The following is an 11798-nucleotide window of genomic DNA, read 5'->3' on the forward strand; positions in this document are numbered from 1 at the left end:
AGCGCTGCCTGCAGCGAGCGCGAGCGTTCGACTCAGGAGCCGAACGGCTCAACCCGCGGGGCCGAGGAACTTGAGCATGGAATCGAGTTCGTCATCGTCGAGGCCGCGGTCCGTGGTCTCGAGCCATACCCGGCGAATCTCCTCCCGGTCACGTGACTCGATGGCCTTTCGCATGCGCAACGCTTCTGGGCGCGCTTGGGCGAACGCGTCGGCCAGAGGTTTCTCGTCCGAGAAGATCGCTGAGTAGAGTTCGAGGATCGCGCCAATGGTGTCGAGCGCACCGGTTGCCTCCGCTCCGGTTATCCGCTCATCGGGCGTGAGTGCGACCCCGTTCACGACATCGACATATAATCCCGCCTCCCGGCGCTGCTGCTCAAGGGCCGGTTTGAGCACACCTACGAACTGGGCCACGAGGTCGTGCGGAAGCCAGCTATACATGATCTGCGCGGCACGAGCGAGCTTGTCGGCGTGGCCGTAGAACGACCTCCAGAAATCCCTCCAGTAGGCGTCGCCAGCGTCGACATGACCAACTGCGCCGATGGCGATCTGGCACTTCCCGAACTCTTCACCCGCGAGGATCGCCATCGAGTAGGCGCTCGCGACGGACCCAGCTTCCGCTAATCGGCGAGCGTCGGCGAGCAACACCACGGCGTTGGCCAAACTGGCCTCTGCCACGTCCCCGAGCTGCTCAGGAGTCAGAGGACCACGTACCTTCGAACTCCTGCTGGGCACGAGCACATGGTTGCGTCTGGACACTCGTATGGCAAGCGGTTGCCCGCGTGCCGGCGATGGGCACAGTATGGGGACGGCCGCTTGATCGTACGACGATCGACCCTGATGTCGACGCGGTCTACGAGGAGTCGGTGGAATGACCGCACGTAGTGCAACTGTCTACCCGGGATCGTCGCTTGCTCTCGCTATCCTTAAGACGTGACCACAGGCCCCGGATTGCGGGTGTTCTTCAGCCACAGCAGTCGGGACGCCGAGTGGGTGAAGCGCGTGGCAGCACAGGCGGTTGCCGCCGGTGTAGAGGTCTATCTTGCTGAGCATGATGTCCAGGCCGGACGCCATCTGAGCGACAAGATCAGGGCGGAGATTCGGGCGTCTGATGCGATGATCGTGTTGCTGTCCCCAAACAGTCTGGAGTCGGTCATCGTCCAGCAAGAGATCGGCGTGGCTCACCAAGCCGAGATGCTGGTCATCCCGATCCTGATGGAAGAGGTCGCCAGCAAGGACCTTGGGCTACTCAACGGTCGGGAATATGTACTGCTCAATCCTGCAGATCCACATGAAGGACTTGCGCGCATCTCTGTTGCGCTGATCCGGCTGATCGACAAGCAGCGTGAGCAGTTACAGGCTGAGGATATAGCCAGGCTTGAGCGGGAACGGCAGCAGCAGGCTGAGGCGCTGGCGAAGGCATACGCGCAAATGGAGGCTCAGCAGCGCAAGACTCAACAGGACATGCTCGTGGCCGGTGCTGTCTTACTGGTCATTGGCCTGATAATCATCGCTGGGCAGAGCGGATCCTAGAGTAGGGCTCACGCTGGGGTACTTGGGAGGGATCGTGAATATCGCCGGTCTGATCGCTTACGAACAAGCGGCGGCAACGTCTGGATACGCCAGAACGCGCGCCCGAGATAAGTTTCGTATGAGCCGCACTTCGTGCGGAGCGTTGTCTTGTAGGCCCGCCCTGGCGGGCGGGCGTTTTCTATTGTGCTTGATGACAATGCCCGTCGTTGTAAAGGGCCTGCGCTTCGCTTCGGTCCCTTCGGAACGGCCTATCGGCCGCCCTTGACAACGACTGAATAGTTGTTCCTCGAGATCGCGTTCAGCCATGGCGGACCAGCTGCCGGGATCGCTTCGAGCGCCTGAGCATGTTGTGCTCGCTGAGGATGTCGAGGTATTGGGACACCAGGTTGGCTGACATCCCGGTCAGCAGTGGCAGTTCTTCGATGGCGTGTTTGCCGGCGAGGAGCCGGACTCGCTCGAAGCCTTGGATGTAGCGGTCGACCGACGGTTTGGAATGGTAGGTGCGGCTGGCGATCTCGGGGGTGCTAAGCCCTTGCAGGTAGAGGCGCACGATGGTCGCTTTGTGGGTGGGCCAGCATCCCATGTCGGCCACATAACCTCGGATGGGCAGCATCTCACCGGCTTTGCGCAACCTTTTCACCGCGGCGGCCACGCCACCGTCGGTGTATCCGGTGACCAGTGACAGATCAAGCTGGGACAGCACCCCTCCTTGTTTGTAGGCCTCATGAGCCAGACGGCGGACTCGCCGATCCCGTCGGGCCAGGGCGCCCATTCCTTCGCGGATGGCCTCGATGTCGTCTTGGGCCACCACGGTCAAGCGCACCGGGACCATCTCGGTGTTCGCCATCGTCCGGCCCTTGCGGGCCCGTTCGGTCGCGGCCGGGCAGTAGTAGACCAGCTGCCCAGGCTCGAGCTGATCGGCTGAGACGAAGTAGTTGCGGACCACGTTGCAGATGTCAGCCACGATCGCCTCGACCACCACCTCGCCCTTGTCGTAGCCGTACTCGTGCAAGAACTTGTAACGCAACAAGCTGGGCAGGGTCCGACGGGCCAGACGACGGTGCAAGATCTCCGCCCGAGGAGTCGGGTTGCTCACCGCCGGCCCCCCTTTTTCGCTCTCACCGGATCCAACAGATCGTTCAACCGCGGCGCGGCCGGGAACTCACGTCGGGCTCGCTCATACAAGGCGATGTACTCGCTGATCAACGACGCCGACCGCCCCGTCGCCGCCCGGATCTCAGGGATCGACGCCCCCCTCGCGTACAGGGCCGCGATCTGACGGAAGTCGCCCAGATACCTTCGGATCGCGCCCTCCGAATGGCGGGTCTGCTGCTCAATATCGGTGAACTGCAACCCCCACAGATAAAGCTGCACCACCCGCGCCTTGTGCGACACCCCCGGGCCGATGTCACGGATCTGCCCTCTGGTCGGAACCGCCACCCCATCCGCCCGGGACTCCGCCAAATCCCTCTTCACCGTCGCTGTCGACGAACAAGTCAGAAACGCCAGATCCTCCACCGTCAACAACGCACCCTGAACCTGGGCCTGACGAGCCAGGCGAGCCAGCCGGCTCTGGCGCATCTCCGCCAAACCACGATCGCGCAACACCTGTTGATCCTCCGGCGCGGCCAACTCCAAAGCCACCTGCACCTTCCGGCAAGCCAAGATCGGCTTGCCCGCCGGCTCCTCCGACGCCACCGCCAGATAACACAACTCCCCAGGACGCAACGCCACACGGCCAAAGTCCGCGAAGTAGCGCGCCATCTGCTCGTAATGAGCACAAGCCAACACCGGCGTCATATTGAAGTCCTCGCAAATGCGAGCAACGATCGCCGACTCAGCGTCCTTAGCCGCCAGTCGAGCCGTCCCGTAGGCATCCATGACCCACCTCCGAGGTCAAATCACCGCCCACGACAGTACGGCTCATACGATCCCAGAGGAGAATCCAGGTAGACCCGCGATCGGAGGCGCCCATATCGGCTCGTCCAGGTCGCTTCTTCTCCAGGTTCCTCAGGTGGGCTAAACGTAGCCGGATATCTGTAGGGTCTCCTACGTCATTCCTCAATCCTGATCGGTGTGATCCGCCGGAGCGCGTTCGCGTTGACGCCTTCGTCGTAGTGGACGGCGCGCGACGAACGGTGGTCACAGAATTCCGCTAACCCGCGGTACGGCGGCCAGTCGGCAATCTCTTCGGGCGTGTATGTAGCGCGCCACTGTACGACGTTGAAGAAGCTCTCATCTCGTTCCACGATAAGGATGCCCTCATCAAGTCGAAAAAGCGGATCCAAGTCTGTACGCACAGCGTCCAGGACATAGTTGGCTGCCCGCGTCAGCTCGAACGTGAGGTCATGAATGAGCAGCACAATCCAGTCGAATTGACCGACGAGCTCGTCGTATGCCGACTGCTCGTGCCACTGGTGCTTATAGAACGTATCGATCATCAGGTCGTCGGGCCCGAAGGCTACAAATATTCGATCAACCACCGAATTGAGATCGTTTGCCACCAGGCGGAAATTCTGCAGTGCTCTTTCAAGATTCCGCTTAGCTCCGGGCCATACACGTCGAAGGAGCCACTCATGAAGCCCGCGAAGTCGCCGAAGGTCATCTCGAGCGATCTGTGGTCGTGGAGCTAGTACCCAGGACGTCCAGGCTGACCACGCATCAAGATTCGCCCGCGCAACCCATTCGTCAACGATCACTGCGTACTGGAGTTCTGCCTCCATATCGGTCCTAACACCCGGATCCAAGGACTCGCGAACCCAGTCGTTATGACCTTCTCGCATCGACTTTAGGGATCGACAGTAAAGGTCACCGTGTCCTCATCGATCACCTTATGGTGGTCAGCACAGAGGAGGATCAGGTTGTCGTACTCGTCCCGTTGGTCCAGCGGAAGGGGGTTGTCACCTCGCGGTCCATCCGGCTTGCGCGAGACGATGTGACACTCGTTGCCGACAGTGGTGGAGCGCGACGTCAGCGTGACTTCGAGGACGAGCTCTCGTTTGCACTCCGAGTAAGCGCAACGATTCCCCGAACGGCCCCACAGGAGTTTTCGCGTCTGGACGCTGATGCTCAAATCGCTGCTCCTCCGATGGCCAGGCCTATTGGAAACGCTAGACGAGGGGCAGGCGTTGGAGTCGCTGCTGATCTTGGACCTAGTCGTAAACCTCGATTAGGCCGCCCACGCCAAGGCCTCGGTCCCCTGGCGCGCCGGGCCGCCCGCGGAATCTGACGATCGAGGAAAGGCTTGGCAAGGGCGTCAGGGCCCTGGGCGGTCAAGCAGAAGCGCCGAACGGACGCGCCAGAACATTCGATCGATATCCCAGAGTTCGGCCTGGCCGCACCGACGCCGAACGGCACCTAGGTGTGCCTCAAATGGGGGGAACTGAAGTTGATGGGTACGACTTGTCGGCCTACGCGCCCCAGTTACCCTGAGATCAGGGAGTCTCTCCTGGGCTGTGGAATGATCAGGGTGTGAAGGCATGGCTTGTACACAAATTCGGCGAACCGAATGAGGTGCTCCAGCTCGAGGAGGTGCCCGAACCCAGCCCCGGGCCGGGAGAGCTCCTCGTGCGAGTAGACGCGGTGACCCCGAACTTCAATGACGTCGATGGAGTGCGGGGCCGGTATCGAACCGTGAGCCCTCCGCTTCCTTACACGCCGGGAATGGAGGTGCTCGGCATGGTTGAGGCCGCCGGTGACGGAGCGGAGGCGTGGATCGGCAAGCGTGTCGTCACAGTGCCAACTGGAGCCTTCGGGGGCTACGCGGAACTTGCGGTGGGTATGGCCTCGATGACCTTTGAAATGCCGCCGGCGGAACAACTCCCAAACGCTCCTGCGGCGGCCGTTTACTTCCCCTTCCATCTCTCCTGGCTGGCTCTACACGAGCGCGGCAAGTTGCAATCCGGGGAGACAGTGCTCATTCACGCGGGCGCAGGCGGAGTCGGCTCCGCCGCTATACAGCTGGCGGTGTTCGGCGGCGCCAGGGTGATCGCGACAGCGGGTTCGGAGAAGAAGCTCGAACTGTGCCGTTCTCTTGGCGCGGAGGTCGCGATTAACTACTCGGAGACCGACTTCGTCGAGTCGGTGCTCCAGGTCACGGACGGACGTGGTGTCGAGGTGGCGTTCGATTCGGTGGGCGGGGATGTGACCACCAAGACGTTCAACTGCATGGCGTTCAACGGTCGCCACTTGTTGGTCGGCTTTGCGTCTGGGATCGAAGCCGAGGATCAAGGGATCGTCCCGAGGCCTGTTCTGTTCGGCAACTTCTCGCTTTGCGGCGTGTGCCACGCGTATGCCGATGACCCCATCGAGCTGAAGCGGGCCACGAATTTCAACTTTCCGTCGCATGCCGACGGCGTGCGGCTCCACACCGCGGTCCTGGAGCTCGTCCTCGATGGAAAGCTGAGGCCGGTCATCGGGGAGGAAATTGGGTTCGGCGAATTGCCGGCCGGGCTGCAACGGATGGCCGACCGTCAGACCATCGGTCGAACCGTTGTCCATGTCGCAAGTGAGTGAGGCTGGCTGGTGCTACCTCTCAAGCGCCGAACGACGAGGTATGAGCGGAACGATACTGAGCGACCCCCAGGCCTGCTTTTAATCGACCGCCGAACGCGCGCTCGAGAACTCGGACGCCCAGCGTGCTTCGCAGACGGAGAACGCACTACTGCGCGCCTTGTCCTCAACGACCCGATTGTGATTTGCGCCGAGCAGTTTCTGTGCTCGAGTCAGCGGCTACCGGTTCGCGTTCCCGAGAGAGGAGCTTCTCGAGGGCGAATTGGATCGTGCGATGGCGCTGATTCCTCGGCAGGCCCATGCGGATCGTGCCCTCGACGGTGGCGAGAAAGGCGGTGGCGGACAGATCAAGCTGGTCGGACGGAACATTGCCTTCGATCGCGTGGATAACTAGGTGTCGCAGGAGGCGATCGAGTTCACGGTCGAAGTCGGCTGCGGCGGCTGTGTGTTTAGCCCGCTCGCGAAGCTCAGCCCGCAGGGAGGCCAACTCATACATTTGGTCTGTGGTCCATAGCACCTGGCTGACCAGCCCGCGCCCGGGAGAGGGTTTCTTGGTTGCCAGCTCGGCCAGCATCTGCCTTAGCACGGCAACAAACAAGTCGTCTTTGGAGGGGAAGTACCAATAGATCGAGTTCTGTGCCAAGCCGAGCTCGCGGGCAATGCCCGCCACCGACATGTTGTGGTAGCCGCCAGATACCAGTCGTTTCTGAGCCGACGCCAGGATCTCGTCCATCTTGGCTTGGCGGTCGATTCGGGTTCTGGCCAGCGGCATCCACGGCTCCTCTTGACTGGCTCTCAAGCTCGACTCTACACTCTCGTCATAGCTTGAGAGCCTTTCAAGGAGGTCGCAGTGGACCTGAACGAGCTGCGCCGAGACGAACGAATCGAGTTGCTGCGAACCCTCGGTGATGTCGGCGCTAACGCGCCAACGTTGTGCGTTGGCTGGTCGGCCGCAGACCTCGCCGCGCATCTGGTGGCCTCGGAGCGCTACGCGGGAGTGCCGCTGGCGATCAGCTACCCCCTAAGGGGCGTGCTACCCAGCAGAGTCGTGGTCGCCGGCATGCGCTCGTTGCAGAAGGTAAGCCAGCGCCAACTCGTTCGCGCCAAAGCTCATGGTTGGTCCTGGCTACTTGAGCGGCTCGCCGCTGGTCCACCCGCCACATTTCGTTGGGGATCGATAGGGCTGGTCCGGTTAGTGGAGGAATGGATTCATCACGAAGACATCCGCCGGGCGAACAATGCGCGGACACGCCAACCCTCTCCTGATCTCGACGAAGCACTCTGGGAAGCCGCGACACTCCTCACCGGTTTCGCCGAGTTTCGGCCGGGTCGCGACGGCATCGAAGCTGTCCTCCCCGACGGTCGCACCAGGCGCATCGGTGACATCAGCAGAGCCCGTGTCGAAGGGACACCGGGAGAGATACTGCTGTTTGTGGCCGGACGCGTAACTGTCGCCCAAGTGAACGTCACCGGCGATCTAGCAAACATCGCAGGGCTGAACCTAGCCGTATAGCAGCGAATAGCTCACGATTCGCCAGCCAGGGCTATTGGAGGCTGGTGGCGGTTGCTGGTGCGATGCGCGGATCGGAAGGGCTGTGCGTGTTCAGTCCGCCGAGGTGTGATCGCTCGGGTTGTTCGGCTGGCGGCTGGTGGTTGTTGTGGGTGTAGGTGGCCACGAGCAGGCCGATGACAGCGATCACTGTGCCGGTGCCCTCCGCCCAGGCTGAGGTGAGCTTCCCGGGGGAGACCCACGTGGGTTCGTACATGTTTGGCAGCGGCCCAAGTGCGCCAATGTCGACGTAGCGATATAGCATCACAGCCCCGAAGGCGCTGGCGGCGACCAGCAACGCGGCCGCCCACGGAATGCGCCGCCTTGGTCGCACGAGCAGGGCGAGTCCGACCGCGACGGCAAGAGCGGCTTCGACTCGGAACAGGGTTCCTTGGCTGATAGTCGAGGACTTGACGGAGTCGTAGAAGCCGGCGTCATGGAAGTGCACGTAGGCGTCGACGCCCAGCGTTGCCGCGGCGGCCACGGCGAGGACCCGTTGGGCTATCACGATCGGAGGCCATCGCCGAAGATCTCCAATGGCGCCATTACCCCTACCCATTAGCTTCTAGTTTCTGGCCGGCTGGGGTTAGGACATCCCATCCGCCGCCGAAGTTCTGCAGCCCCTGGCCCGTGGTGTCGCCCGGCTTGCTGTCGCCGACGAAGTAGTAGAGCGGGTGTCCGGCGTAGGTCACCTGTGTCTTGCCGTCCCTCCGCAGGGTCGTTCCGACCAACGTTTGATTCGCGCCCCCACCCGCAGTGAGCTGGCCAGCAGCGGCGGTCACCGGCGGCCAGGCAGACGCACACGCGCCGTAACACGACGACACCGGGCCGGCGTCCTTTTCGAACAGGTACACCGTTCGGCCCCGTCTGTCAGTAAGCACCGTCCCAACCGAGGTATGTCCGGCCATGACCGCGACCCCCGCGGTCGGTGCAGGTGCGTTGGGTGCCGGTGCGGAAGTCGCCGTACTCGGAGCGGCGGACCTACCGGGGGAGCTGCCGCTAGCGGACGAGCATCCGACCGCCAGTAGGGCAACGGCGGCGGCCGCGACCGGTCCGACCACCGCCCAACGGGCTTTCTTCCCGGGGTTGCGTGATCGGTCGCGCGCGTTCGGCATAGTTGATGTACTCCTTCGTGTCCGTCGAGGGGAACGGAAAAACCGAATCAGTTACGGGCGTTCATACGACGATGCACTACGAATGGTTTGCTCGCTCAGCCTGATTTCGTCACTGGCACGGCCGAGCGTTCCGCGATGAGATGCTCACGCCCTGCGAGAGTTGCGCAGCACGCCGCCGGTACAGGTTGACGCATTGCCGGTGTCGTTCTCAAACGGATACATCGTGAAACCCTGGGCATCAGTGAGGATCGAGCCAAGCTCGAGTAGTTCGAACCGGGACGGCCCCCTGTGGCGCCCTGGAGGATCGCGCGGTCGCGGCATCGGCTGATCCCGGCATGCCGGAACCGCCGGAGGCAGCGCTTGCAGTCGTGCCATGGTGAGTGGATGTACTCCGACAGCCGGCCGCGATCAGCCGCATGTCGGCGAGGGCCAAGAGAGTTGCGGCGCACCACCTACGCCTACGTCGGATTGGCTCCGTCGGTCAACCGAGATACGTGCAGGTTCTGCAAGAGCGTTGGCGTGAAGTTGATCACATCGTCTGTTCGGATGTTGTCGTTCGGCTGGTCTCGCTGACCGACCCTCCAACGTTTGTTCACCACGACGCGATGGCAGCGGACTCACGTGCGCGGCAATTCACGCCAAACGCAATCCGGTTGTAACCCGTCAGAGTATGAACACCTCGGACGAGAACGCATGGCCGGGCCGGCCGTCCTCCGATCATGAAGTCGGGGGAGTCGGCGCGCCGCATGCGACCCCTTGCCCGTCAGAGAGCCCTGAGCCGCTTCGGCTCTTCGGGGACGGTTTCACCTCGACTTGAGATCCTTAGGAGAATCGACATGAGCAAGAGAAGAACAGCGCGCCCGTCGCGAAAGCTGCTGATCGCCGGGAGCGCGAGCATTATTGTCGTGGCGACCGTGGTCGGCGGTTCGCTGGCCTCGGGTGCGTCCGCCTCGGGTGCGTCCGCCTCGGGGGGGACAGCGTTCGAAAACCGTGGGGACATTCGCCAGCTGCCTCCTGCGTTGCGGGACGCACTGACCGCCCTGTCCCAGCAGCAGGTCACCTATCCTCCTCAGACCGCTTTTAACGAGGCCGCCGGTGCCAGCCAGCTGTTCCAGTACTACCTGCTGGACAGCAACAAGTTCCAGCCCAACGCGTTTTCAAGCGCGTCACCGTCGAACGGGGCAGTACGGGTGGTGCTCGAGCCCAAGCCCGGCCTTCCAACCGATCCGAACAACGTCAGAGCGGCCATCGACACGTTTACCGACATCGTCGGACTGCCCGTACTCAACAACGAGGCCGGATTCTACGAGGCGTGGATGTTCCACGACGTCGTAGTGCCGGCCGTCGCCGCCCCCCGAGCGGGCAGCACCTCGGCCCAGTTCGGCACGATCACCGCGGCTGACGCCGCCGTCCTGCAAACGATGGGTAGCCATAATGACGTGCCCGGAAACATCTTCACCCAGGACGGCAACGCACCTCGTTTTGGCAGCCCCTCAGACTCCTTCGGCACCCCCGGGGGCAGCCAGCCCAACACCGTGCCGGTCCCCGTCAGCGTCGGAACCTTCAACGCTCTCCAGCAGGGCGAGAGTCACGCCTACTGGGAGTTCAACACCGGGACGGACTGGTCGCCGCCCCAGTACGAGCTGCCGTTCACCGGCGGAATCCCCGGGACCCTGGCCCAGCAGTACAAGCTGCCAGCAGTGATCACCGGCAGCGGCACCGTCCCCAAGCCCACCGACAATCCCAACGACCCCCGCGACCCCGAGAACCAGGCAGAAACCCGCAACCGCTTCATCCCCAGCGGACTGGCCAACGAGATCCTGCTCGACGTGTACGCCCGCCCGATGTCGTTCGACTCTAACGTCTCTGCACAAACGCCCGCCGGGCTGCAACAGCGGATCCTCGACGCCTACGGCACCGAAGTCAGCCGAGTCGACGGACCAGATCACGATGGCAACGTGTCGTTCGCCGAGGCCGACGTCAACGGCACCTCCGACGGCCAGCCCAACGCCCGGCTCTACCTTCCCGCCACCGCATTCAACCGTTTCGCGGTGACCCAGGAGATCGACAACGGCCTGCTGTCACCTCGCTTCGCGCCAAGCCAACGGGCCTTCGTCCTAAGCGGCAACTTGGTATCGGTCAACCCGGCCGTCCCGGCATCGGTGGCCCCGACCAAGTAGTACCACGCAACACCAACATCACACACAAACCCACAGAAGATGCGCCCCGGTTGGGGCGCATCTTCTTCACGTCACGACACCCGACTCCGCAGCCATTCGAGGCGGTGACGCCAACAGCAGTGGAGCCTCCTCCGCACCGCCCGCTCCCGGAACTCAGCCGGATACGACGGACGCGGGCTCGCTTCCCATCTGACTGCTCTGACACTGCTCCATCCTCTCAAAGGCAGGAGCAATCACCATTCCCGGGGCGGTTCAGGAGGCGGTTGGGGGCCATCGCTGCAGCGTACCGACGCGCGATCAAATGGTACGTAGCAAGTAGTCGATGGCACGCAGGCTCGCTTGTGTCGCGGCCCGCGGGAGCGCGCGGCGGTGGTCGCACGTCAGGCGGAACTTAGCTATAAACGCCCGAGAACTCGTCTACAACAGGCCTAAGCGCTTCAGAAAGTGCTGGTCAAGGCGTCGCGCCATGGCAGACTGGCGGGCGAAACCACAGTAGTTAGTGGCGGGGGGACAGCACAGACTGTTACATACGACGCGGCAGTTACCGGGTGGGACATGCCGATGAAGTGCCGATCCGGGACGCCAGAATGCGCTATCAGTAATCCGCGTCTCCAGGCGAGCGGCCGGATACATAACGGCATGTCTGAAGAAGCGGGTTTTGTCAAGCAGAGTCTCCGCCCGCGGAGTCCGTTTTGGTTTGTGTTCGTGATGCCGGGCGAGTGTTAATTTACGTGTGGGCGCGCGAGGGTGACGCTCGGCGAGTGGTCGGCTGGGTAGGGCGGTCAAGGCCGCCCGGAGGGGAAGCCTTGAGGGCCCGGTCAGTCCGGTCGAGATAATGGATATTGAAGTCCCGTCAGGGGACTTCTGGTCGCGTTCGCCGGCTTTGTGCGCGGTGGACGCGTTGCGCGGTCG

12 protein-coding genes are annotated in these 11798 nt (G+C 62.8%); 4 read left to right on the forward strand and 8 right to left on the reverse strand.

Annotated features, from left to right (window positions below):
- Positions 1 to 48 precede the first annotated feature (48 nt).
- Entirely contained in the window at positions 49 to 732 is a 684-nt protein-coding gene (locus VFZ97_14680; protein ID HEX6394678.1) for an AbiV family abortive infection protein, read from the reverse strand.
- Between the two features lie 198 nt (positions 733 to 930).
- Here VFZ97_14680 and VFZ97_14685 point away from each other — a divergent pair, with 198 nt between their 5' ends.
- The gene (locus VFZ97_14685; GenBank protein HEX6394679.1) at positions 931 to 1530 is read left to right on the forward strand and encodes a TIR domain-containing protein; all 600 of its coding nucleotides are present in this window, start codon (positions 931 to 933) and stop codon (positions 1528 to 1530) included.
- A gap of 298 nt (positions 1531 to 1828) precedes the next feature.
- On the opposite strand, the gene VFZ97_14690 is transcribed toward VFZ97_14685, so the two are convergent.
- The 4 genes from VFZ97_14690 to VFZ97_14705 all read right to left on the reverse strand — a co-directional run bounded on the left by VFZ97_14690 (position 1829) and on the right by VFZ97_14705 (position 4603).
- Positions 1829 to 2626, reverse strand: a complete 798-nt coding sequence (locus VFZ97_14690; GenBank protein ID HEX6394680.1) for a DUF1670 domain-containing protein — start codon at positions 2624 to 2626, stop codon at positions 1829 to 1831.
- A complete protein-coding gene (locus VFZ97_14695) occupies positions 2623 to 3411 on the reverse strand; it encodes a DUF1670 domain-containing protein (GenBank protein HEX6394681.1) in 789 nt (262 codons plus the stop codon). The genes VFZ97_14690 and VFZ97_14695 overlap by 4 nt, the downstream gene beginning before the upstream one ends.
- A 173-nt stretch (positions 3412 to 3584) precedes the next feature.
- The gene (locus VFZ97_14700; GenBank protein ID HEX6394682.1) at positions 3585 to 4034 is read right to left on the reverse strand and encodes a hypothetical protein; all 450 of its coding nucleotides are present in this window, start codon (positions 4032 to 4034) and stop codon (positions 3585 to 3587) included.
- A 284-nt stretch (positions 4035 to 4318) separates the two neighbouring features.
- Positions 4319 to 4603 carry an HNH endonuclease gene (locus VFZ97_14705; GenBank protein HEX6394683.1) on the reverse strand — a complete coding sequence of 95 codons (285 nt, stop codon included), beginning with the start codon at positions 4601 to 4603 and terminating at the stop codon, positions 4319 to 4321.
- Between the two features lie 398 nt (positions 4604 to 5001).
- On the opposite strand from VFZ97_14705, the gene VFZ97_14710 reads away from it, so the two are divergent.
- Positions 5002 to 6045: an NADPH:quinone oxidoreductase family protein gene (locus tag VFZ97_14710; GenBank protein HEX6394684.1), complete on the forward strand. Its 1044-nt coding sequence runs from the start codon at positions 5002 to 5004 to the stop codon at positions 6043 to 6045.
- A gap of 163 nt (positions 6046 to 6208) precedes the next feature.
- On the opposite strand, the gene VFZ97_14715 is transcribed toward VFZ97_14710, so the two are convergent.
- A complete protein-coding gene (locus VFZ97_14715) occupies positions 6209 to 6814 on the reverse strand; it encodes a helix-turn-helix domain-containing protein (protein HEX6394685.1) in 606 nt (201 codons plus the stop codon).
- A gap of 78 nt (positions 6815 to 6892) precedes the next feature.
- Between VFZ97_14715 and VFZ97_14720 the strand changes: the two genes are divergently transcribed.
- Complete coding sequence (locus VFZ97_14720) at positions 6893 to 7555, forward strand: maleylpyruvate isomerase family mycothiol-dependent enzyme (GenBank protein HEX6394686.1); 663 nt, start codon at positions 6893 to 6895, stop codon at positions 7553 to 7555.
- Positions 7556 to 7586: 31 nt separating this feature from the next.
- Here the strand turns inward: VFZ97_14720 and VFZ97_14725 are convergent, their stop codons facing one another.
- Positions 7587 to 8099, reverse strand: a complete 513-nt coding sequence (locus VFZ97_14725) for a hypothetical protein (GenBank protein ID HEX6394687.1) — start codon at positions 8097 to 8099, stop codon at positions 7587 to 7589.
- A gap of 43 nt (positions 8100 to 8142) precedes the next feature.
- Positions 8143 to 8706 (reverse strand): hypothetical protein, encoded by a 564-nt coding sequence (locus VFZ97_14730; protein HEX6394688.1) that lies wholly within the window; start codon positions 8704 to 8706, stop codon positions 8143 to 8145.
- An 836-nt stretch (positions 8707 to 9542) separates the two neighbouring features.
- Between VFZ97_14730 and VFZ97_14735 the strand changes: the two genes are divergently transcribed.
- A complete protein-coding gene (locus tag VFZ97_14735) occupies positions 9543 to 10886 on the forward strand; it encodes a hypothetical protein (GenBank protein HEX6394689.1) in 1344 nt (447 codons plus the stop codon).
- Positions 10887 to 11798 lie beyond the last annotated feature (912 nt).

Source organism: Acidimicrobiales bacterium, from assembly GCA_036378675.1.
Classification (GTDB): Bacteria; Actinomycetota; Acidimicrobiia; order Acidimicrobiales; family Palsa-688; genus DASUWA01.

Coding starts and splice junctions, on each gene's coding strand:
- VFZ97_14730 (HEX6394688.1), bottom strand. CDS start 8,706: ATGCCGAACGCGCGCGACCGATCACGCAACCCCGGGAAGAAAGCCCGT.
- VFZ97_14715 (HEX6394685.1), bottom strand. CDS start 6,814: ATGCCGCTGGCCAGAACCCGAATCGACCGCCAAGCCAAGATGGACGAG.
- VFZ97_14695 (HEX6394681.1), bottom strand. CDS start 3,411: ATGGATGCCTACGGGACGGCTCGACTGGCGGCTAAGGACGCTGAGTCG.
- VFZ97_14735 (HEX6394689.1), top strand. CDS start 9,543: ATGAGCAAGAGAAGAACAGCGCGCCCGTCGCGAAAGCTGCTGATCGCC.